The 22611-nt window shown below is 45.0% G+C and carries 17 protein-coding genes; 8 read left to right on the top strand and 9 right to left on the bottom strand.

All coding sequences use genetic code 11. The features are described from left to right. Positions 1–31 precede the first annotated feature (31 nt). From H6F41_RS06295 to serS, 3 genes are all read right to left on the bottom strand, one after another. Positions 32–2659, bottom strand: a complete 2628-nt coding sequence (locus H6F41_RS06295; RefSeq protein ID WP_199288684.1) for a M1 family metallopeptidase — start codon at positions 2657–2659, stop codon at positions 32–34. Between the two features lie 97 nt (positions 2660–2756). Beyond that, positions 2757–3428 carry an L-threonylcarbamoyladenylate synthase gene (locus tag H6F41_RS06290; RefSeq protein ID WP_190402627.1) on the bottom strand — a complete coding sequence of 224 codons (672 nt, stop codon included), beginning with the start codon at positions 3426–3428 and terminating at the stop codon, positions 2757–2759. Between the two features lie 58 nt (positions 3429–3486). Further along, a complete protein-coding gene (gene serS, locus H6F41_RS06285) occupies positions 3487–4761 on the bottom strand; it encodes a serine--tRNA ligase (protein ID WP_190402626.1) in 1275 nt (424 codons plus the stop codon). Between the two features lie 231 nt (positions 4762–4992). Here serS and H6F41_RS06280 point away from each other — a divergent pair, with 231 nt between their 5' ends. Together H6F41_RS06280 and H6F41_RS06275 are read left to right on the top strand one after the other, a co-directional pair. Then, positions 4993–5295, top strand: coding sequence for a hypothetical protein (locus tag H6F41_RS06280; protein ID WP_190402625.1), 303 nt, complete (start codon positions 4993–4995; stop codon positions 5293–5295). Continuing rightward, positions 5283–5504, top strand: coding sequence for a hypothetical protein (locus H6F41_RS06275; RefSeq protein WP_190402624.1), 222 nt, complete (start codon positions 5283–5285; stop codon positions 5502–5504). Before H6F41_RS06280 ends, H6F41_RS06275 begins: the two co-directional genes overlap by 13 nt. 240 nt (positions 5505–5744) lie before the next feature. On the opposite strand, the gene H6F41_RS06270 is transcribed toward H6F41_RS06275, so the two are convergent. Then, positions 5745–6836 carry a FecR domain-containing protein gene (locus H6F41_RS06270; protein WP_190402623.1) on the bottom strand — a complete coding sequence of 364 codons (1092 nt, stop codon included), beginning with the start codon at positions 6834–6836 and terminating at the stop codon, positions 5745–5747. Positions 6837–7092: 256 nt separating this feature from the next. Here H6F41_RS06270 and rplI point away from each other — a divergent pair, with 256 nt between their 5' ends. Then, the gene (rplI, locus tag H6F41_RS06265; protein WP_190402622.1) at positions 7093–7554 is read left to right on the top strand and encodes a 50S ribosomal protein L9; all 462 of its coding nucleotides are present in this window, start codon (positions 7093–7095) and stop codon (positions 7552–7554) included. A 78-nt stretch (positions 7555–7632) separates the two neighbouring features. Here the strand turns inward: rplI and pdxA are convergent, their stop codons facing one another. Continuing rightward, complete coding sequence (pdxA, locus tag H6F41_RS06260) at positions 7633–8709, bottom strand: 4-hydroxythreonine-4-phosphate dehydrogenase PdxA (protein ID WP_190402621.1); 1077 nt, start codon at positions 8707–8709, stop codon at positions 7633–7635. A gap of 98 nt (positions 8710–8807) precedes the next feature. Between pdxA and dnaA the strand changes: the two genes are divergently transcribed. Both dnaA and H6F41_RS06250 read left to right on the top strand, forming a co-directional pair. Beyond that, on the top strand, positions 8808–10316 hold the full coding sequence (gene dnaA / locus H6F41_RS06255; protein ID WP_190402620.1) for a chromosomal replication initiator protein DnaA: 1509 nt from the start codon (positions 8808–8810) through the stop codon (positions 10314–10316). 7 nt (positions 10317–10323) lie between these two features. Beyond that, positions 10324–11448, top strand: coding sequence for a THUMP domain-containing class I SAM-dependent RNA methyltransferase (locus H6F41_RS06250; protein WP_190402619.1), 1125 nt, complete (start codon positions 10324–10326; stop codon positions 11446–11448). A gap of 27 nt (positions 11449–11475) precedes the next feature. Here H6F41_RS06250 and H6F41_RS06245 read toward each other — a convergent pair whose 3' ends face one another. Both H6F41_RS06245 and H6F41_RS06240 read right to left on the bottom strand, forming a co-directional pair. Beyond that, positions 11476–12258: an MlaE family lipid ABC transporter permease subunit gene (locus tag H6F41_RS06245; protein WP_190402618.1), complete on the bottom strand. Its 783-nt coding sequence runs from the start codon at positions 12256–12258 to the stop codon at positions 11476–11478. A gap of 135 nt (positions 12259–12393) precedes the next feature. Next, a complete protein-coding gene (locus H6F41_RS06240; protein WP_190402617.1) occupies positions 12394–12576 on the bottom strand; it encodes a hypothetical protein in 183 nt (60 codons plus the stop codon). 217 nt (positions 12577–12793) lie between these two features. Here H6F41_RS06240 and H6F41_RS06235 point away from each other — a divergent pair, with 217 nt between their 5' ends. Then, entirely contained in the window at positions 12794–15103 is a 2310-nt protein-coding gene (locus H6F41_RS06235) for an NACHT C-terminal helical domain 2-containing protein (protein ID WP_190402616.1), read from the top strand. 164 nt (positions 15104–15267) lie between these two features. Here H6F41_RS06235 and H6F41_RS06230 read toward each other — a convergent pair whose 3' ends face one another. Beyond that, the gene (locus H6F41_RS06230) at positions 15268–16890 is read right to left on the bottom strand and encodes an adenylate/guanylate cyclase domain-containing protein (protein ID WP_190402615.1); all 1623 of its coding nucleotides are present in this window, start codon (positions 16888–16890) and stop codon (positions 15268–15270) included. A 122-nt stretch (positions 16891–17012) separates the two neighbouring features. Between H6F41_RS06230 and H6F41_RS06225 the strand changes: the two genes are divergently transcribed. Next, positions 17013–18290 (top strand): aspartate aminotransferase family protein, encoded by a 1278-nt coding sequence (locus tag H6F41_RS06225; RefSeq protein ID WP_190402614.1) that lies wholly within the window; start codon positions 17013–17015, stop codon positions 18288–18290. A 48-nt stretch (positions 18291–18338) separates the two neighbouring features. On the opposite strand, the gene ruvC is transcribed toward H6F41_RS06225, so the two are convergent. Then, entirely contained in the window at positions 18339–18806 is a 468-nt protein-coding gene (ruvC, locus tag H6F41_RS06220) for a crossover junction endodeoxyribonuclease RuvC (protein ID WP_190402613.1), read from the bottom strand. 274 nt (positions 18807–19080) lie between these two features. Between ruvC and gyrB the strand changes: the two genes are divergently transcribed. Beyond that, a complete protein-coding gene (gyrB, locus tag H6F41_RS06215; RefSeq protein ID WP_190402612.1) occupies positions 19081–22320 on the top strand; it encodes a DNA topoisomerase (ATP-hydrolyzing) subunit B in 3240 nt (1079 codons plus the stop codon). Positions 22321–22611: the final 291 nt, after the last annotated feature.

Genomic DNA, 22611 nt, shown 5'->3' with positions numbered 1-22611 from the left:
GGCGCGAAGCGCCGTCATTCTCTACTTGGGGCTAGGATTTAGATTTTGCTTCGATCGCCTCAAGACGACTCTTAAGATCTTGATTGTCCTTACGCAGTTGATCAAGTTCCTCGCGCAATTGCTTCAGTCCTGCATCTTTGCCAATCGCCTTCTGCACCCGTTGAATTGCTTCATCGGCAACACGGCGCACCCGACCATCGGGAGTCGAATCCGATAGCGATCGCAAAACGCCAATTGCCCCCGCACTGTCAATCTGACCGAGTGCGCCCACAACCGCCATTTGGGTCAAGAAGAAAGTCTCTTGAGCAATCACACTCAAACGATTGAGAATTTGTTCAGTTTTAGGCTTAGTTTGGGACTTACCCATTCCACCCAAGGCACGAATTGAGGCAAGGCGCAATGGTTGCGGAACATCTGGCTCCGTATAGGCTAGCACCGTTTCCAAAGCTTCATCAGCATCTTTGATTTTGGCTAAACCTGCGATCGCACCCGAACGCACTACCTCATTCCAGCCTGAACGTTCTTTGAGTACCATTTGTAGTAATTTCACCACCTTTGAAGGTTCACGCTCAGCACTCAAAGCCGCCGCCAACTCACCCGTTAGCCTTGCCGCCGTAGCTTCGACCGTATAGCTAGGATCGCCCTTCTTAATAAACGGCTTAATCAAGTCCAAACTTTGCTGCACCTTGTTTTGAGCGAGTCCAGTCAAGACCGCAGTTCGCACTCTCGCATCAGGATCTTCCAAGCCCTTTGCCAAGGCGACAAAAGCTTGATCGAGTTTAATCGCTGCCAAATTCTCAGCAATTTCCACCCGCACGCCCCAGAACTTCTCATCTAAAAGTGCTTGTCCTAGAGCCTTAGCCGCCTCCAAACCACCTTTTTTCGCTAAGGCTTCTGCACAATAGATTCTAGCGATCGGATCGGGGTCAGATTGTAAACCTGCCTTTAGTTCCGCCACACCATATTCGAGAGTGACCTGTTTCAGATAGTTATTACCGCGATCGAAGCTGATGTATTTGGGCTTCTGTTTTAACGGAAAGTAGAAAGCCTGCTCCTTCTCAAATACGCGCACTGTGAAAACTTGGCTGTCCGCTACGTCTTCAAAACCAAAGCCAATGGGAATCTTGAGATCAAATAATTCATCTTGAGTTTGGGTAACCGTGACTTTCGCCAAATTATTGTCACCATCCCAGCTATAGCCAATCTTGTATTCAGGATGTCCACCACGGAATACATATTGATCGAAGAGGAACATACAGTTTTTACCTGTCGCTTCTTCAATTGCTCGCAATAAATCAATCGTCTCTACGGTTTTATGGGCATTAGTCCGCACAAAATGGTGGATTGCTTTCCAGAACAAATCATCACCTAGCTCAGTGCGAAGCATGTGATAGACACAGCCACCCTTCTCATAAATATGGCGATCGTATAGTTCGATGGCTTCGCGATAGACATGGGTGACCATCGGACGGCGATAGCGATCGCGATCTTCCGAAATATAGCGACGTGCCTCGCCCAGCAAATAGTAGGCAGCTTCTTCGGCTCCATATTCATGATCTGTCCACAGCACTTCGGCATAGGTCGCCGCACCTTCCTTGACCCACGCGTGTGACCAATGCTTAATTACCACCAAGTCGCCAAACCATTGGTGCGCCAATTCGTGAGCAACGAGGCTTTCACTAGAGCGATTGTCTAGGGCAGCGCGTTGGTCTAACACACAGCGATCGGTGAGGAGGGTTGTGGAGGTGTTTTCCATCCCTCCAAAAATGAAGTCAGCCACACAAACCTGCGCATATTTAGGGAACGCATAGTCATAGCCATATTTCTGACTAAAGAATTCAATCATTTTTGGGGTTTTACCCATGGTCAAGATTGCTTCTTCGGCAGTACGGGCTTTATCGACGTAGTAGGTGACGGGCTTACCTTTCCACTCATCCTGAACTTCAATAAAATCACCGATCGCAACGGTCATCAAATAGCTAGGATGAACTTCCTTTTGATACCAATGGTAAGTCTTTTCCTTTTTATGTTCTTTCACTTCAATCAGTTCACCATTGGAAATGACATTCAACTCCTTGGGAACGCGAATCTTAATTTCTGAAGTTGCCAACTGACCGGGGTAATCAAAACAGGGAAACCAATAACGGGAGTCTTCATCTTCGCCCTGTGTCCATACCTGAGTTGGTTTATCGGGTTGATGCTCCGTCGGTGTTACAAAGTAAATACCACGTTGGGGTTGCTCGGCAGCATATGCGATCGCAATTTCAATCGGCACACCCGCTTTGGTTGGCTCATTCAAATAAATTTTGAGAAATTCACCATCATAGTCAAACCTGCATTTAGTCTTGTCGGGGTCGGGCTTAGCCTCAATGCGATCGTAAATCGACACCTGATCAATCCGCAAAGCCACGGCATCTAAAGTCAAGTCCGTGACACCATCGCGCACAGGGCGCAATCGAATCTTACAATCCCCTGTGATCGTCTGAGCAGCAATGTCTAGCTCTAAATCCAAGCCAATATGCTCAACCTGTCCTGGGCGATCGGGGTTGTAATGGGGCTTTGCACCTGGCAGGTGAAAAGACTTGTGCTTTTTCGATTTGTCTCCTTCAGCTTCCCAAACACCTAATTCTAAATAGCTATCCCAAGATTTGCGACTCATAAAACTGGATCTCTAACATCTGCTTTGATTTCACCATAATATAGCAATCCTTAATCATTGTTTACATTTAGCTATATGGCTTTGCCGATGAGGGGGATCACAAAAATGGAACGACTCCTAATCCCTGACGTAATATCTGTGGATTGAGATCATCGGTCAAGTCGAGAATCGTTGATACTTCATAGCTATGTTCCGAACCATCATCAACAATTAAATCCACTAATTTAGAAAAGCGATCGAATAGTTCCATCTTTGGTAAATCACAAACATTATTCTGCTTATTTTTGACCTGATGCCCAAAATCTTCATCATCTAAATCATCCTCTTGTAAATTTGCTGATGTGGAAATAATTGGGTTTCCCAAAGCTTCAATAATGGTTTGAGACACACCATGGTCAGGAACGCGAATCCCTGTTGTTTTGCGCTTAGGGTTTAACACTAGCTTCGGCACAAGCTTGGTGGCAGGCAGAATGAAAGTGAACGGACCGGGGACGAGACTCTTCATATTGCGGTAGTTGGCATTCGAGACAATCGCATATTCCGCAATATTTGACAGAGAAGAACATAAAAAAGTTAAAGGCTTATCATTCGACATCTGCTTGAGTTTACGGACACGCTCCACGGCTGACTTTGACATCAAATCGCAGCCAATAGCATAGACAGTATCCGTGGGATAGAGCATAATCGCTCCGCCCCGCAAAGCATTCACAATTTGCGAAATCGCTCTCGGTTGAGGATTATCTGGATGGAGTTGATGGATTGTTGCCATAGTTTATGTCTCGTAAGCTAAGTTAATACGCAAAAAGCACGCTAAGCGTGCTTTTTGACTAGAGATATTCTCGGTTCATTAAAGGCTGTAGAACTTCAGGAATTAATACCCTTCCATCGGGTTGCTGATAGTTTTCCAGAATTGCCGACATCGTGCGTCCGACCGCTAAGCCCGAACCATTAAGGGTATGTAAAAATTCCGTTCCTTTTTTGCCTTTGCTCTTAAAGCGAATATTCGCGCGTCGAGATTGGAAGTCGAGGAAATTCGAACAGCTCGAAATTTCGCGATAGGTATTGGCAGTAGGTAGCCACACTTCAAGGTCATAGCATTTCGCAGCACTAAAGCCAATATCACCTGTGCAAAGTTCCAGAACACGGTAGGGAAGTTTTAATGCTTGTAGAATTGATTCGGCATCGCGCACAAGTTGTTCATGTTCTTCTGCCGACTTGTCGGGATGCACAAATTTAACCAGTTCCACTTTATTGAACTGATGCAACCGAATTAAGCCTCTAGTATCGCGTCCATAGCTCCCTGCCTCACGACGGAAACAGGGGGTATAGGCACAATGATGCACTGGCAGATTCTCATCTTCCAAAATTTCATCACGATACAAGTTCGTAACAGGCACTTCTGCGGTGGGAATTAGCCACAGTTCATCTTCGGCACATTTAAACAGGTCTTCCGCAAATTTGGGTAGCTGCCCTGTGCCTGTCATGCTTGCCGTATTGACCAACAATGGGGGCGCGACTTCCACATAGCCATTGGCAGTATGGGTATTGAGCATAAACTGAATCAGGGCGCGTTCAAGGGCAGCACCCGCTCCGATCAGATTCACAAATCGAGCCTGTGAAATTTTGACCGCCCGTTCAAAGTTGAGAATGCCTAACTTCTCACCAATTTCCCAATGGGGCAGAATATCGGTGCGATTAGTTTTATATTCATCACCCCAACGGCGAATTTCCACATTTTCGGTCTCATTTGCACCAATGGGAGTCGTTTCGCTAGGCAAATTTGGCAAGGTCATTAAGATGGCATTGCTTTCTTCTCGGAGAGCTTTTTCCTTTGGTTCTAGCTCCGCTAGCTGTTGTTTGATTTCTGGCGATCTTGCCTTGAGTGCTTCAATTTCGGCGGCGGGCGCACCAGCTTTCATTTTGATGCCAACTTGCTTACCGATGTCATTGCTTTCGGCTTGCAAATGCGATCGCTGGGTTTCTAATGCACGAACTTCCTGCTCTAGTTCGACCAATCTACTAATGTCGTAACCTTTGCCTCGACTGTTGAGGCGAGCTTGCACCTGTTCGGGCTGCGATCGCACGAGCTTAATGTCTAACACGGACTTTTATTTACCTAAACGCACTCTGAGGATCATACCCCACCGCATTACAGTTAATGCGATCGCAATTATTTAATATTTTAATTAGTGACAATGCGGCGATAGATTTCTGCAAGGAGAAATTTTATAGGATTACTGCCCCTTTGAATTAATCTGTCATAATTGTAGGCAATTATCTAGCTGATTGCCCTAAGCACTATGACTCAAAAGACAATATGAGATAATTAAAACATGAAATTTGAAGTCAAAACACCATTGGGGTTTGTTGTTAGAACAACGGAGGAATATTGGCAAAAGTTACTCATCAAACATCCCGATCTTACAGATTTGGAAGAATTAGTAGAAACGGCTTTACAACTGCCAGATGAAATTCGGGAGAGTAAGCGCGACTCTGATGTGGTTTTGTTTTATTTGCAAAGACGGGAAAGACGTTGGGTTGTGGCGGTAGCCCGTAGGTTAAATGAAGATGGTTTTCTAATTACTGCATATCAAACCGATGCAATTAAGGAAGGAACGCAATTATGGCACAGATAAAAGTCTTTTATGAACCTAAAATGGAACTGCTAACTGTATTTTGGCAAGCTCCTCGTAAAAATCAAATTTGTTCTGAACTTGACGATGGAATTATTCTTATTAAAGATGCAGATACTGATGAAGCAATCGGGATTGAGTTGCTTTCTTATCATCCTAATGACGATCGCTTTGATGGGGTATCAGTGGAATTAGGGCAAGCGAGTCTTTGAATTTTATAATTTTGGGCTGCGATCGCAATTATTTAATGTTTTATAGCTCTTCCACTTCTAAAGTCAAAATAGGATTTGTGTTATCTGTCATCAGAGATTCCATGTAGGGGCAAAATATTCACGCCATAATCCGTCAATTTCCAGATTTTTCTAATTCGAGAATGTCCTGCCCAAAAACTAGAGCATTCACCGATTATGCTCAAATCGCAGGGTAATTAATTTATTGAGAACAGCAAATCTCTAGGGCTGAACTGGTGCAGGTGGTGGATCTAGGGGAGCTGGTTGAGGTGCTGGCGGCTCTATCGGCGTAGCTACAGGCGGCGGGTTATTGGTGATCGGCTCGCTTGGTGCTGGCTCACTTGGCAAGGGTGCTGGCTCACTTGGCAAGGGTGCTGGCTCACTTGGTAATGGCGCAGGTGGCGGATCATTCTGAGGAGCAGCAGCACTTGGGGGCTTCGCTTGTGGTTGAGGTTCAGCCGCAGGTGGTGGCGGATCGTTATTTACAGAACCAGACGTGTAAGTAACTTTATTACGATTGGTATTTTCCGCAGGCTTAGGGAGATCTGATCGTCTAAATTCGATGCGAGATGCTTCCTTAACACTGGCCGATACACCAAACTCGGATGTAATTTGGGACAGACTTGCTAATTGAGTGCTAAACCCGAAAAGTAGGGAATTATTGGCAATGCGTTTATTAACGCCTTCGTTATCAATCCGTTTTGGGGCAGAGGCTTTGCCATTAGCCTTGATACTAATTTCTTCACCCTTATTTAAAGTGACCAATTGCGAAGAATCTTTTAGCAAAACTGTAACTGTGCCATCAAGGGCAATCACGCGACGATCTTCGGCGGCTTTGTTGGGTATTTCTACATAAATAGTGCCGTTGTTGCTGGAAATTTCGCCAAAGGGGGTTTGCACCTGTGCGGGCGCTTTGCGATCGCGATCTGCCCATGCCACCAAATTACCAGAGATAAATTCCACTTGGTTCTTAGGTTTGAGGGTCAGGTTCGATTTGCCACCAATGCGAATAATTGTGCCACTGCGTAGGGTCACCTGAGCATTTGATGATTCCTCAGTGCTGACACTTTCATTGACTTTAAGGGGTACACCGACAGTTGCAGGTCTTGCGGATGCGGAGTTGAGATATTTTACCCGCACAGGATAACTGCGGATTTCACTGATTTCCGCGATCGCTTCCGTCGGTAAAGCCTCAGAACTAAAGGGTTTAGGAGGCTGACTGGTGATACAGCTTGGCAATAAAGATATTGCCAAACCTGAGATCAGAAGCGGGAAAATTCGCCCAGAGATTTTGGATAACTGCCAACGCTGCATCGTAAATTTTTTGTAGGGTCTACAAAGCCAGTTTTTTCGCTATACTAGGGAGTCTGGTTAAAACCGTAAATCCTAATGTATCCATATTAGGTCTAACATCGTTGTTTGACCATAGCTAACAATTTTCATTCTGACACCGATTTTAGATTTCTAAAGCCACAGGCATCAAAAATCTACAGTCGGTTTTGCAGGGTCTACAGAAGTTAGAACTTGTCAAACCAAATTTTATCTTTAAACGAGTAAGAGTCAAAAGCACATGGCAAAGAGTAATTTGCAGGTCATGCTGACCAAAAATGTCACCAAATTAGGTAAACTCGGTGACTTAGTATCTGTAGCACCGGGTTATGCTCAAAATTTCCTCATCCCTCAAGGTCTAGCTATTCGTGCTACCTCTGGTGTTGTTAAAGAAGTTGAAAGACGTAAAGAAGTTGAGCGTCAGCGTTTGTTGGCGATTCGCCAAGAGGCTGAAAGCCGTAAGGTCGCACTTTCAACCATTGGTGGTTTCATTATCAAGAAGAAAGTTGGCGAAGGTAATTCAATTTTCGGTACTGTCACCGATCGCGAAGTTGCTCAGTTGATTACAGCGAAGTCGATGCTAGAAATCGATCACCGCGACATTACAATTCCTGAAATTAATCAAACAGGTACTTTTGATGTTTCGATCAAGCTTCATGCTGAAGTCACGGCAACAATCAAAATTCAAGTTGTCCCTGAATAATTTGCAAATAAAAAAGGCGGCGCAATGCGCCGCCTTTTTTATTTCTTAAAAGTGGTGTGAAGCATCGCTTTTAAGGGTTTAAGGCTTTTTTTGCATTGTCCGAATTTTTGCTAGCTCGATCGCTAATTCGATCGCAGCGATGGTACTAGCAGGGTCAGCAATACCTTTGCCAGCGATATCAAAGGCTGTCCCATGGTCGGGCGATGTGCGGACAAAGGGCAAACCAATTGTGGTGTTGACTGCCCGATCAAAAGCCAAAAGTTTGACGGGAATTAAGCCCTGATCGTGATACATCGCCAGATAGGCATCATAACCAAGCTGAATGCGATCGCAATTGTTCCATGCTTTAGCAGGATTCACCCACATCGTATCAGGCGGGATCGGGTTAGTAATTTGTACGTTCGGGTGCTGTTGGCGGTAGCGCTCGATTAGGGGTTGTAACCAATCAGATTCTTCGCGTCCCAGTTGCCCCTGCTCACCACTATGGGGATTAATCCCTGCGATCGCAATCCGTGGATTTGCGATCGCAAAGTCTTGTAGCAACGATCGTCGCAATAATTCTAATTTCTGCTCAATTAAATTTGGTGTAAGTTGCTTGCTAACTTCACTGAGGGGAATATGCACCGTTGCCAGCAAAGTCCGCAATACCCAATTGGTATGGGGCGATCTCCCGACAAACAACATCCCAAAATCACTAACTTGGCTACGTTCCGCCAGCAACTCCGTTTGCCCCGCATAGTGATGCCCCGCCTGTTTCCATGCTGATTTTGCGATCGGTGCAGTCACAATTGCATCAAAATTTCCTGCAAGGGTTCCCGAAATGGCGGCATCTAAATAAGCAAAGCTAGCTGCACCACTAGCGCGATCCCCAGAGCCTAAGACAATATCGTCTTTGTTAACAATATCGACAATATTTATAGAATCAGGATCAGCGATAGAGAAATTGCTATTATCTATTAACAAACTGTAGGTTTTTACAATATGACGACGATCGCCAAAGATCGTGAACTCGCTATTACTTTGTAATAAATTGCGATCGGCTAGGGCTTTTAGCGTTACTTCTGTACCGATGCCTGCGGGATCGCCTATAGTGAGAGCTATGCGTGATCTAGAGCTTGATTTGGATGCCGAATGCAGATTTTCCAACATGTTCATAGTTCTGAAGCTCTAATATTGTGAAGTAGTTCTCCAAAATTTTAGTACACGCGATAAGATCGTAATCCGCCGTTAGTCCCCCTTGACCACAACCAACAATGTCTGTTGATATTTCCTTAGAAACTCTCTGGAATCAAGTCCTTGAATTGCTTGAAAGCCAACTTAGTCGCCCCACCTATGAAGGATGGATCAAGACAGTTGTGGCCGATGAGCTTACGGCTGATCGCTTAACAATTCTCACGCCCTCAGTTTTTGCCAAGAACTGGCTGCACAAATACTATGTGCAGAATATTACTGAAGCCGTGACCGAAATTTTGGGCTATCCCGTCGAAATCTATATCGAGGCTGCCCCCAGCAGTGATCCCCCCAATGGTCAGCCTGAACTCGATCTGAGTTTTGATACCCCAGACCATAAGTCCCCAAACAAGATCGACAGCATTCATGGCATTGCCGTCAGTCAAGATGGGATGCTGGAAACTGCGATCGCAGCCGAAGCTGTGCAGGCCATGGCAGCCGCAATTCCTGCGCCCATACTTGAACAGAATAATTCCCAATCCGAGCGCCACGCCCCGCGCCCTAGCAATCTCAATATTAAATATAATTTCAATCGGTTTGTGGTCGGCTCAGCAAATCGGATGGCGCACGCCGCAGCCCTAGCCGTGTCCGAGTCACCCGGTCGCGAGTTTAACCCTTTATTTTTATGTGGTGGTGTGGGCTTGGGCAAAACCCATTTGATGCAAGCCATCGCCCATTACCGCCTAGAAATCGAACCGAAGGCACGGATTGCCTATGTTTCCACAGAACAGTTCACCAATGATCTGATTGCGGCAATTCGTAAGGATAGTATGCAGAGATTTCGGGAGCTATATCGCGAAATCGATATGCTGATCGTCGATGACATTCAATTTATTGAGGGCAAAGAATACACCCAAGAGGAGTTTTTCCATACCTTTAATACGCTTTACGAAACTGGCAAGCAAATCGTACTAGCTAGCGATCGTCCACCTGCTCAAATCCCCCGTTTACAAGAGCGGCTTTGTTCACGCTTCTCGATGGGTTTGATTGCCGATATTCAAGTGCCAGATCTAGAGACGCGCATGGCAATCTTGCAGAAAAAAGCCGAATACGACAATCTCAAAATCCCCACCGATGTCCTCCACTACATTGCCGCTAGCTACACATCTAACATTCGTGAGCTAGAAGGAGCTTTAGTGCGTGCGGTTGCCTATATTTCGATTTCGGGCTTGCCCATGACCGTGGAAAATGTTGCACCAGTGCTAAACCCTCCCAAAGAACCCGTAGAAGTCTCGGCGGAAATGGTGCTGAGCGTAGTTACCGAAATGCTGAATATTGATCTTGCCGACCTATTGGGCAATTCGCGACGACGCGAGATCAGCCAAGCTCGCCAATATGTGATGTACTTGATGCGTCAACATACTAATCTCAGTTTGCCCAAAATTGGTGAGGCTGTGGGCGGCAAAGATCACACCACCGTGATGTATAGCTGTGAAAAGGTGGCGCAATTGCAATCTACTGATGGTGACATCGCGCAGCTATTAAGACAACTTAGCGATCGCATTTATCTGGTCGCACAAACCAAGAACTAATAAATTAATGAATCAATATTTTGCCACGGTCGCCAGAGGGCTAGAAGCTCTGGCGGCTCAGGAATTAGAAGAACTGGGCGCGAATCATGTTGAAGCGGGATTTTGTGGGGTGAGCTTTGAGGGCGATCGCAATTTGCTCTATCGAGTCAATCTCTGGGCAAGGCTACCATTTCGGATTTTGATGCATGTCGATCAGTTTGATTGTCTTGATGCCGATGACCTATACCAAGGCATTAAAGCGATTGATTGGTCAGAATACCTCACCCCTGAAATGACTCTTGCGGTCAATGCGACGGGCAAAAATGATCAGCTTAACCATACCCACTTCACAGCGCTACAGGTCAAAAATGCGATCGTTGACCAGCAAAAGGAGCGATTTGGTGAGCGCTCGGATGTGGATATTCAGGGCGCAGATTTAAGAATTGGTGTGCATATTGATGATAATGGCTGCACCGTCAGTCTCGATAGCTCTGGCAATAGTTTGCATCGCCGTGGATATCGCCCTGCGGTCGGAGCAGCACCCCTAAAAGAGTCCCTTGCGGCGGCGTTAATTCAAATGTCAGGGTGGCAGCCAGACCAAATGTTTTACGATCCCCTCTGCGGTTCAGGGACTTTACCCCTCGAAGCTAGCTTAAAAGCTTTAAATATTGCCCCTGGAATGTTTCGCGAAAGCTTTGGCTTTGAAACTTGGCTCGATTTTGATCAGACTTTATTAGAGCAGTTAATTCAAGAAGCCGATGATAGTCGCTTAGATGCTCTGCCTGCGCCAATCTGGGGTAGCGATCGCAATCCTGAAGTAGTCGATCAAGCGATTATCAATGCCAAGAACTGTGGCTTGTCTAACCATGTCTATTTCTCGGCTTTGGATTTGTCGGAAGTAGTTGCGCCTGCCGATAGCGGTGTACTGTTTTGCAATCCTCCCTACGGCGAAAGACTAGGACGAGACAGTGATTTGGGTGCTTTTTATAAGCAGTTAGGAAATGTCCTCAAGCAAAGATTCAAGGGATGGACAGCCTTTGTCTTGAGTGGGAATAAGGAGCTATCGCAAACAATTGGTCTCAAGTCCGCCTCACGCACTGCCATATTAAATGGGGCGCTGCCATGCCAGTTGATGAAATATGAGCTTTACTAAAAAAAGCCGCGCACAGCGCGGCTTTTTTTAAACTTGAGCGGTCAATGCTGAGCCAATACCTTGGAAGAATGCCCAAGACAAAAAGAAATTACTGATAAAGATCGCCAGTAAAGCCGTGACTACGGCGGTAGTGGTGGACTCGCCCACACCCTTTGCACCGCCTGTGGTGGTTAGTCCCCATGTTGTACCAATCGCGGCAATTAAAACCCCAAAAATGCTGGATTTAATCAAGGCGGCAATTAAGTCCCAAGGTTTCAGTAGGTTTTGAATAGAGTTAAGAAACATCGTGGAAGGAATCGCATACATGGCTTGCGATAGGAATAATCCACCTGCCATCCCTGTGAGAAATCCTAAAATTGTCAAGACTGGCAACATCAACATACAGGCGACCGCACGGGGGGTTGCCAGATAGTCAACGGGATTAGTACGGAGCATGTATAGGGCATCAATTTGCTCTGTAACTTGCATGGTGCCAATTTCGGCAGCAAAGGCTGAGCCAACCCTCCCCGCAATGATCACGGCAGTCAGTACAGGGATTAACTCGCGGGCAAGTGCGATCGCTAAAATGCCCCCGATCGCCTGTTGTGCGCCAAAGTTAATAAACTCTCTTGCCACTTGGATCGTGAATACTGCACCGACGAAGGCGGCCGTAATTAATGTAATCAGCAAAGACTCTGTGCCAACCATAGACATTTGCTCAATGGTGTTGCGCCAGTGAAAGCGACGATAGATCAAAATATGGGTGATGATTTGTCCGATCAGCAAACAACTCTGCCCTAGCTTAATTATCCAACTGCCAAAATTTCCCATATTTTACATTTATCACTAAATTTAGCTTAGCTTAATATAAAGCGTCTAATTGCAAGGCTGACGAAGAATATGTATCGCTAAGTTGTTACATTATCAAGATCATTCCAAAGCAGCAACTTAGCGATATTGGCGTTTTTACTTTTTGTCTGAAGATGGGCGATCGAGGATGACACGTACCAATACGGCAAGAGCAAGAATTGTCCAGAAGATCGGATCGCGGACAAAGGCGAGATTAGCGCTGACAGGTACACTATCGACTTGGGCGATCGCTTGAGTTGGGACTTCCTTTTGGAGTTGGGCTTGACTTTGAACTGACATAATTTTTTGCTCTGAATTAACAATGCAATCACTATGAAAGATGCATGCTTGACTGACTTTGCATGATTTGCGTGACTTGCGCGAGTTTGTTGCTACTTTTACGGGCTTCGACTTCGCTCAGCCCTCGATCAATCTGTTGGGTGAGCGAAGCCGAACCCAGATTTTGCGTGACTTTGAAAAAATGCCAAAATAGTTTTTAGATGGTTGAGGTTTAGCAATGGCAAGATCGCTACGGGCTTCTGAAGAGGGTATTAAACAGATTAAAAAGGCGATGAAACAGGGGGATTTCACGCAAAAATCTCTTACTGAGGCTTTGGGGATTTCGCGATCAGTGATTACAGTTTTGATGCGGGGGGAGGCGATCGCTAAGGATAATTTTGAGAAAATTTGTGATTACCTCATGCTCGATTGCCGAGATATCAGGGGTGAAGATGTTGCTAATGACGATGACCTTGATCTGCTAGTCCAAGAGGTGAAGCAAAAAATCGCGGCGGATGTGACGGAGCGATGTGGGACGATGCGGATGTTGGATATGACGCAACCTGTCGATCTGGATCGAATTTATACCGATGTGAATATTCTCAATAATTTGACTAGACTACGGAGATATGACGATTACGATCTGAAGGACTACAACAACCGCGAGGGTTATGAGCGCTTTTTAGTGGGATCAATCCAAGAAAGGGTGCAAGGATTTGAGGCAGTTGAAGAATTTCAAAAGTTGGTGGTGTTGGGTAAACCGGGGGCAGGGAAAACCACGTTTATGAAATATTTGGCGATGTCTTGCCTTGGAGATCGGTTTCATGGGGAACTTGTGCCGATCTTTGTGACTCTGAAGGCTTATGCGGAGGACAGGGGGCAGCCAACGCTAGAGAATTATATTTTGACAGAATTTGCCAAGCGCAAGGTATCGCAGGATGTGGCAAAACATTTGTTAGATAACGGTAAAGCCTTGATCCTGTTGGATGGATTGGATGAGGTGAAGAAAGAAGATGATCGGCGGGTTAAGCAGGATATTGATCAATTTTCGAGGGATTGGCTAAAAAATCGGTTTGCGATTACCTGTCGGATTGCGGCGCGAGAATATCAGTTTGAGAAGTTTGCGGAAGTTGAGGTCGCAGATTTTGATGATGGGCAGATTGAAACCTTTGTGAATAATTGGTTTCGGGAGAGGGATGAGTCAAAGGCAGAACGGTTGTTAGAGAGGTTGAAGGGAAATAAACCTGTTAAGGAATTGGCTAAAAGTCCTTTGTTACTGACGCTGTTGTGTTTGGTATTTGGTGAGCGTAACGACTTCCCGCCGAAGCGATCGGAACTGTATAAGGAAGGTTTGGAAGTATTGATGAAAAAGTGGGATGCCAAGCGCAATATTGAACGAGAGATCATTTACAAACATCTGTCGCCACAAAATAAGGAGGATATGCTGGGACAAATTGCCTTTAATACCTTTGTGAATGGTGAATATTTCTTTCGGCAAGAGGATTTGCAACGCCAGATTAAGGACTATATCTGCAATCTCCCTGATGCCTCCGCCGATCCTGATGCTTTGCGGTTGGATAGTGAGGCGGTGCTAAAAGCGATCGAGCATCATCATGGATTGTTAGTGGAAAGGGCAAGAAATATTTATTCTTTTTCCCATTTGACTTTTCAAGAATATTTCACAGCGCAAGAAATTGAACGAGAAAGACATTTTGAAAAATTGATAGAAAATATTACTAATCCCAGATGGAAAGAAGTATTTTATCTGACTGCGGAAATGTTAAGGCGCTCGGATAATTTTTTACGAATAATGAAAGATTGTATTGATGAAATGACTAGAATAGATCCAAAGCTGTACAATTTTCTAGAATGGTTAAACTCAAAATCTATAAGACTACCTAATATATATAAACCCAATATAAGAAGAAGTATTTACATCGATCTTTCAATATACTGTGGTTTTTACGATCGTCAAGGACGCTCTAGGAGAAGTGCAAAACTTGCGAAAGAACTAGGTTTTACATGGAAATTAGATGAAGAAACGATCATATTGGATTGCCTGTTTTCTGAAATACTTCAGGGAGCTATTAACTTATCCTATGGGGGGGTGTATGTTCCTTTATTCATCTATAACAATATTGATTTTTCAGATGTTATATCTGTTGCTTGCCGAGTAAAAGAGATACTTTCGTATTTAGAAAATTTAACTAACAGCAGTAAAATATCAAGTTTAAATAAAAAATTGCCTGCCCTGTCTAGAGAGTTGTATAGCCTACTTAATGATGAAGATAAATTTGATGAGTTGTTGAGAGAAATCCATTTTTGGTGGAGAGAAAATGGTCGTCAATGGATTGAAGAATTTAGGCAACTCTTAATTGACGAATATAACATCGGTCACGATTGGCAATTTACTAAAGAGCAAGCAGAACTTCTCAATCAATATTATGAAGCCAATCTCCTCCTTGTCGAGTGCATGAACCGCAGCTACGTCAGCAAACAAGTCCGCGAAGAAATCGAAGCAACGATGCTGTTGCCAAGTAAAAAGTAGAAAGGCAAAAAGTGCCATCAGGAAAGAGGAATCGTAATATCCCAATTGACAATAACTGGGAAGGAATCCAGAAATCTTGATACTGGTACAAATCCTCTTAGTTGTCTTTCCACCATTGACTCAGGCAACCTACGATGAAATTACTTTTCCATTAAAAATATTCCTTAATTTTTGGAACAGGACTGCCAAAGCACTCTGTAAAGCTGTAATGCCTCAGCTTTGCCCTTGACATAGATCGGCTCTAGTTTTTCCATGGGTAGATTATGGCTAGCAATCTTGGCTAAGGTGCTTTCCGAGATAAAGACTTCGCCTGCCTGCGCGGCGGTGCAGATCCGACTGGCGACATTCATGGTGTCACCAATATTGGTGTATTGGATGAGGTTAGTAGAGCCAATATTGCCAGAGGCAACCATACCCGTATTTAAACCAATGTGGATTTGGATTTGGAGATCACGTCCCTGTTCTGTCCAATCTTCGTTGAGTTTCTTCATAGCCCATTGCATGGCGATTGCGGCATTGACTGCCATGATCGCATCATCATCTTTTTGATAGGGAGAACCCCAGACGGCTAGGAGTGCATCGGCAATATATTTCTCTAATGTGCCGCCAAAGGGAAACACAATATCTTCAACCATGACTTTGAAATATTCATTCAGAAATTCCAAGACCTTGCGGGGCTGCATTTTTGATGTCATTTCTGTAAAGCCGCTAATGTCTGAAAACAAAGCCGTGATCTCCGTTTCGACAATCCGATTTAAGTCCCAACCCTCTTCGATTTTTTTGCTAACTGCGGCAGGGAAAAATCGCTCTAGGCGCGTGCGGCGAATTACTTCCGCTTGCATATTGCGATAAAGATTGGCATTCTCAATTGCGATCGCAGCTTGATTTGCCAAACTACTCAAAAACTCTAGATCTTCTTTGTGATAGGCATGACCTTGGGCGAGACTATCGATATAAAGTACACCGATGGCTTGATCTCTTGGCTTTAAGGGCGCACACATGGCAGCTTGGATCGCCTGCTGAATGATGGACTCGGACTTGTCAAAACGGCGATCGCCCGATACATCGTCACTGATGATCGCATCGCCCTGCTGCAAGACAAAATTAGTGATTTTCCGACTGTAAAAATTGAGATCGGCGGTGCTGCTAGCATTACTAAATTTATAGGCAGTTGGCTCTAGCTGCCCTGTTTCTCGATTGACTAGCAGTAAAACTGCCCGATCAAATACTAGGATTTGCTTGAGTAACTCCAAAATTCTGTCAGGCAAAGCAGAGTGTACCTCTGGTGATGCTAGCTCTTGACTGACCTCTAAAAGTACCTTCAACTTGGCGGCTGTCCGTTGCACCTCGTCTGTGCCTTGGATCATCAACATTGAGCCTGTATTTGCCCGCTTATCGAGTAAATCTTGCATATGCCCCCGCGATTTTTCGGGGGAAACACGCATCAAAATTGATAGACCTGAATGGGACGAAGAAGGATGATTGCTAGTTGCCACATCGTCAGTCAATCGAAAGATAACGCTACCAAACTGCACCAGATCGCCGTTATTGAGTTTTTGCTTGATGATTTTGGTTTGATTAACAAATGTGCCATTGCTACTACCCAGATCGCTGACATAAATCCCCTTATCGGTGACTTGGATTTCCGCATGATGTCGCGACAGACTGCGAGCTTCATCTTCGACGACGATACTATTATCTAAGCCACGTCCAATCGTGTTGATCCCCTGTTTTAAATTGCACACTCGCTGGGATGGACTGCCTTGGTTTTGGATCAGGTATGGCATATTTTTCTAACTGGATTTCTTGGCTGTACAGGATGATGATTCGCTAATTCCACTACAGAATTAATTACTAAAACTCTCGTATCATCCATAATGAAACTAGTAGCATTATCACATTTTTATTCATGTCTCCAACTACGCTAGAAGCACAATCTCAGCCGCAAGCAGATGGTAACGTTGCACCTATTGCGATCGCAGATACTATTACCGAGTTTAATCAGTATGTGATGAGTACCTATGCTCGCTTTCCGATCGCCCTAGAGCGCGGGGAAGGTTGCCGCGTTTGGGATAGCACAGGCAAAGAATATTTAGATTTTGTGGCTGGCATTGCAACTTGTACGTTGGGACATGCCCATCCTGCCATGGTCAAGGCGGTAACGGATCAGATCCAAACTTTGCACCATGCCTCTAATTTGTTTTATTTTGCGCCCCAAGGTCAATTGGCAAAGTGGCTTGTCCAAAATTCCTGTGCCGATAAAGCCTTTTTCTGTAACTCTGGTGCAGAGGCAAATGAAGGCGCAATCAAGTTAGCGCGTAAATATGCCCACACCAAACTCGGCATTGATAATCCTGTGATTTTGACAGCCAATGCCAGTTTCCACGGACGCACCCTTGCTACGGTCACGGCTACGGGTCAGCCCAAATATCATAAAAACTTTGCCCCCTTAGTTTCAGGTTTTGACTACATCCCTTATAACGACATTGCCGCCTTAGAAGCTGCTGTCCAAAAATATGAGGGTAGACTTTGCGCGATTATGCTCGAACCATTGCAGGGTGAAGGCGGCGTAAACCCCGGCGATCGGGCTTATTTTTCACGGGTGCGCGAAATTTGCGATCAGAAAAAGATTTTATTGATCATTGATGAAGTGCAAGTCGGGATGGGGCGCAGTGGAATGCTCTGGGGCTACGAGAACCTAGGTATTCAGCCCGATATCTTTACTTCTGCCAAGGGCTTGGGCGGTGGTATTCCCATCGGCGCAATGATGTGCAAGGCGCATTGCGATGTGTTTGAAGCGGGCGATCATGCTAGTACCTTTGGCGGTAATCCCTTTGCCTGTGCAGTGGCGCTCTCGGTTTGCGATACGATGGTCAGCGAAAACTTGATTGCTAATGCGAGGGAGAGAGGGCAGCAATTGAGAACTGGTTTACAAGCTCTTTGCGATCGCTATCCGCAACATCTTGCCTCGGTGCGTGGTTGGGGCTTGATTGATGGGTTAGTTTTGCAAGAGGCGAGCAATATCCAAGCCCGTGATGTGGTTGCGGCTGGTATTGAAAATGGGCTTTTGTTAGTGCCTGCGGGCGTGAAGGTTGTCCGATTTGTGCCACCTCTAACGGTTTCTGCCGCCGAAGTTGATCAGGCTTTAGCCATCGTTGAAAAAGCGATCGCAGGTTTTGAGTCCTAACTAAAACTTTCCCTATCATTGGCGACGCAAAGCGTCGCCAATGATTTTTTAAGCAATCAACCAACAGGTTAACGCTGCTGCGATCGCATCGGCAGCATCATCGGGACGGGGAATCGCATCTAGCGCTAACTCTCGCTTAACGGCTTCTTGAACATCACTCTTATCGGCATTACCATGCCCAGTTAATGCTTGCTTAATCTGCGGCGGCGAAAACTCAATCGGCTCAATATTATGTTGATTCAGAGCCAAAACAATGACTCCCCTTGCCTGCGCCACATTCACCAAGTTTCCCATCCGATAAAAAAACAACTTCTCCATGCCCACCACCTGCGGCTGGAACTGCTCAATCAATGTATGGATGTCTTCGTAAATAGTCTTGAGCCGATCGCCAATGGGAGTTTGTTTGGGCGTAACAATTGTGCCAAATTCTAATAATTGGGGTGCAGCAGGTTTATTCACCTCAATTAAGCCAAATCCCACAATTGCTAAACCAGGATCGATTCCTAAAATTTTCATGCAAGTAATCCTACCAAAATCTTTGTCCCTAAGGTCATAGAGCGCCAATATTTCCAGCTTGGTCTTTTTCTGGGATGGATCGGTTGTGTAAAAACTTAACCTGAGACGGTTTTGATATATCTGCAAGGCTTTTAAGCTATAATGGCACAGTGTTTTTGAGTCTTTACTCAAAACCCATCCTAAAAACACCATCAAGAGCGTCTAAAATTTTTTCTGCAAAGATTTTTTCAAAGCCCTCTTGCAAGCGACATAATTTCTGGAGTTGTTTACCTTCATGCCTGAGATCGTTACAGAAACATACAATGCCAATCAGATCCAAGTCCTTGAGGGTCTAGAAGCAGTTCGTAAACGACCTGGGATGTATATCGGCTCAACAGGGCCCAAAGGATTACATCACCTTGTTTTTGAAGTCGTTGACAATAGCGTTGATGAAGCCCTTGCAGGACATTGCGATCGCATTTTGATTGAGCTGCTGCCCGATGGCTCGGTACAGGTATCCGACAATGGTCGTGGTATCCCCATCGACACTCACCCCAAGACGGGCAAATCTGCCCTTGAGACAGTATTAACCGTCCTGCACGCTGGGGGGAAATTTGGCGACGGCGGTTACAAAGTATCAGGCGGTTTGCATGGTGTCGGCGTTTCGGTCGTTAATGCCCTCTCTGAATGGGTGGAAGTATCGGTATGGCGACTAGAAACCGTCTATAAACAGCGCTACGAAAGAGGCGTTCCTGTTACCGAGTTAATCCCTAGCCACAGTGAAGAAGTTCGTCGCGGTACGCAGGTGCGTTTCAAGCCTGACCCCCAAATCTTCACAACCCAAACGGAATTTGAATATGACATTCTCGCTGGTCGTCTCAAGGAATTGGCTTACCTCAATGCTGGCGTAAAAATTGAATTTTGCGATCGCAGAGGCGAAGAACCCCGCACCGATATCTTCTGCTATGAAGGTGGTATCCGCGAGTATGTTGCTTACATGACCCGTGAGAAAGAACCAATTCACCCCGATATTATTTACGTTAATGGGGAACGCGATAATGTGGTGGTCGAAGTCGCTCTACAATGGTGCATTGACTCCTACAACGACAATGTACTTGGCTTTGCGAATAACATTCGCACCATTGATGGCGGTACTCACCTTGAGGGTTTGAAGACAGTGCTTACCCGCACCATGAACGCCACCGCAAGGAAGCTCAAAAAGATTAAGGAAGGGGATTCTAATCTTGCAGGGGAAAACGTTCGGGAAGGTCTAACGGCGGTAATTTCCGTTAAGGTTACTGATCCTGAATTTGAAGGGCAAACTAAAACCAAGTTAGGGAATACGGAAGTTCGGGGAATTGTTGATTCCTTTGTTGGTGAAGTTCTCAATGAATATCTAGAATTTCATCCTGCGGTCGCAACCTCAATCATTGACAAAGCGCTGCAAGCCTTTAATGCTGCCGAAGCCGCTCGCCGCGCCCGTGAGTTGGTACGCCGCAAATCGGCGCTAGAGTCTTCGACTTTACCTGGAAAGCTTGCCGATTGTAGTTCTCGCGATCCTAAAGAATCAGAAATTTTCATCGTGGAAGGCGATTCCGCAGGCGGCTGTTTTGATGGTGATACGCTGGTTGCCCTAGCCGATGGACGTAATCTTAGTTTCAAGCAACTGGTAGAAGAAGAACAAGCCGGTAAGCAAAACTTCTGTTACACAATTCGCAATGATGGCACGATTGGAGTTGAAAAAATTATTAATGCGCGAATTACTAAGCGAGATGCTGAAGTAATCCGTGTCACTCTAGATAATGGTGAGCAATTGATTTGTACACCTGATCATCCTTTTATGCTGCGCGATCGCACCTATAAGGCGGCAGTGAAACTGACAAATGAAGACTCATTGATGCCTCTCTACCGTAAGCTTTCTAGTAAGGCAGATAAAGGTGTAACCATTGATGGTTATGAGATGATTTGGAATCCTAAATCCGATGGTTGGCTATTCACGCACATGATCGCAGATTGGTATAACCGCTATCACGGTGTATACCAAGTTGAAGAAGGCGATCATTGTCATCATCTTGATTTCAATAAACTGAATAATAATCCTACTAATCTCCAACGTTTGCCAGCTTCAGAGCATTTGCAATTGCATCAGGTTCACATTGCTAAAACCTTGCATCGTCCTGAAGTGATTGAGAAATGCCGTCAGTTGAAAACAACAGTAGAGTTTCGCGATCGCATGAGTCGGCGAATGCAAGAACCTGCAACCAGAGAAGTTCTCTCGCAACAGGCAAAGGCTCAGTGGCAAGACGCTGATTACAAAGCCTATATGACTGCGAAGTGGCGTGAATTTTATGAAAGTAATCCTGATTATCAACAACAAAATCACCAGCAGTTAGATCAGTCTCAACGAGAATATTGGAGCAATCCTGAACATCGTCAGCAGCAATCTACAAGAACAAAAGAGTTCTTTGCTCAAAATCCTGAAGCAAAACAACGCTTATCAGAAATTGCCCAACAACAATGGCAAGATCCTGATCTAATCGATTGGCGACGTGTGAAAACTAAAGAGCAATGGACAGATAGCTTCAGGGCAAAGCGCAAGGTAGCCTTGCAGGAAACCTATTACCGCAAAACCTTAGCTGCGCTTAAGCAAATTGCGGTTGAGAATGGTTGTCTTGATTTAGATGCCTATCGTGCCTATCGCATTGATACTCGCGATAAATCTCTTCTAAAATTTGAGACATTTTGCGATCGCTATTTTGCAGGTAATTCTGATCTTGCAGTGGAAGCAGTGTCTAACTACAATCATCGCATTGTCAAGATTGAGAAACTAACCGAGCGCATTGATGTGTATGACATCGAAGTGCCAAACACTCATAACTTTGCTCTTGCTAGTGGTGTGTTTGTGCATAATAGCGCCAAACAAGGACGTGATCGCCATTATCAGGCAATCCTGCCATTGCGCGGTAAAGTTCTCAATATCGAGAGAGCCGATGACAGCAAGATTTATAAAAACAATGAAATTCAAGCCTTGATTACGGGCTGTGGATTGGGGATTAAAGGCGAAGACTTCAATGAGTCTCAACTTCGCTATCACAAAATTATTCTTCTTGCTGATGCGGACGTTGACGGAGCGCACATTCGCACCTTGCTTCTGACCTTCTTCTATCGCTATCAACGCGAACTTCTCGATCGTGGTTACATCTATATCGGCTGTCCTCCACTATATAAAGTTGAGCGTGGTAAAAATCATAGCTACTGTTACAGCGATCAAGACCTACAGCAGTTAATTGCCACTTTCCCCGCCAATGCCAATTACAGCATTCAGCGTTTTAAAGGTTTGGGTGAAATGATGCCTCAACAGCTATGGGAAACAACCATGAACCCAGCCACGCGATCGCTAAAACGACTCACCATCGAAGATGCTGCCGAAGCAGATCGCATTTTTACAATTTTGATGGGTGACAAAGTTGCGCCGCGTCGCGAATTTATTGAAACCTATGGTTCTAAGCTAGGGCTTGCGGATTTGGATATCTAATCCATCATTCAAGAATTAGTTTTGTGATTGCAAACCTAAATTCAGTAAGCTTTTAAAAAAGAAGAAATGGCATAGCCATTTCTTCTTTTTGTTATTACATGGTAAGCCAACGAAATATCGGCTGCGGACGATTAAATTTGCGAGAGAAATTAAGTTCAAGTGACAGTTGTTGCAGACTGCGATCGCCCGCCGTTTGTTTGTTGATAGGTTTAGGGATGTAGCGATCGCCTCTTTAATCTTGGTAAAAGTAAAGGACGATCGCATGTTAGATAAAATTAAGCTAAAATTAAA

The organism is Pseudanabaena mucicola FACHB-723 (genome assembly GCF_014696385.1).
Classification (GTDB): Bacteria; Cyanobacteriota; Cyanobacteriia; order Pseudanabaenales; family Pseudanabaenaceae; genus Pseudanabaena.
This window is presented reverse-complemented; position numbering and strand designations above follow the sequence as displayed.

Coding starts and splice junctions, on each gene's coding strand:
- H6F41_RS06275 (WP_190402624.1), top strand. CDS start 5,283: ATGGCACAGATAAAAGTCTTTTATGAACCTAAAATGGAACTGCTAACT.
- gyrB (WP_190402612.1), top strand. CDS start 19,081: ATGCCTGAGATCGTTACAGAAACATACAATGCCAATCAGATCCAAGTC.
- H6F41_RS06240 (WP_190402617.1), bottom strand. CDS start 12,576: ATGTCAGTTCAAAGTCAAGCCCAACTCCAAAAGGAAGTCCCAACTCAA.
- rplI (WP_190402622.1), top strand. CDS start 7,093: ATGGCAAAGAGTAATTTGCAGGTCATGCTGACCAAAAATGTCACCAAA.
- H6F41_RS06295 (WP_199288684.1), bottom strand. CDS start 2,659: ATGAGTCGCAAATCTTGGGATAGCTATTTAGAATTAGGTGTTTGGGAA.
- dnaA (WP_190402620.1), top strand. CDS start 8,808: ATGTCTGTTGATATTTCCTTAGAAACTCTCTGGAATCAAGTCCTTGAA.
- H6F41_RS06245 (WP_190402618.1), bottom strand. CDS start 12,258: ATGGGAAATTTTGGCAGTTGGATAATTAAGCTAGGGCAGAGTTGTTTG.
- H6F41_RS06270 (WP_190402623.1), bottom strand. CDS start 6,836: ATGCAGCGTTGGCAGTTATCCAAAATCTCTGGGCGAATTTTCCCGCTT.
- H6F41_RS06280 (WP_190402625.1), top strand. CDS start 4,993: ATGAAATTTGAAGTCAAAACACCATTGGGGTTTGTTGTTAGAACAACG.
- ruvC (WP_190402613.1), bottom strand. CDS start 18,806: ATGAAAATTTTAGGAATCGATCCTGGTTTAGCAATTGTGGGATTTGGC.
- H6F41_RS06250 (WP_190402619.1), top strand. CDS start 10,324: ATGAATCAATATTTTGCCACGGTCGCCAGAGGGCTAGAAGCTCTGGCG.
- H6F41_RS06290 (WP_190402627.1), bottom strand. CDS start 3,428: ATGGCAACAATCCATCAACTCCATCCAGATAATCCTCAACCGAGAGCG.
- H6F41_RS06230 (WP_190402615.1), bottom strand. CDS start 16,890: ATGCCATACCTGATCCAAAACCAAGGCAGTCCATCCCAGCGAGTGTGC.
- H6F41_RS06225 (WP_190402614.1), top strand. CDS start 17,013: ATGTCTCCAACTACGCTAGAAGCACAATCTCAGCCGCAAGCAGATGGT.
- pdxA (WP_190402621.1), bottom strand. CDS start 8,709: ATGAACATGTTGGAAAATCTGCATTCGGCATCCAAATCAAGCTCTAGA.
- H6F41_RS06235 (WP_190402616.1), top strand. CDS start 12,794: ATGGCAAGATCGCTACGGGCTTCTGAAGAGGGTATTAAACAGATTAAA.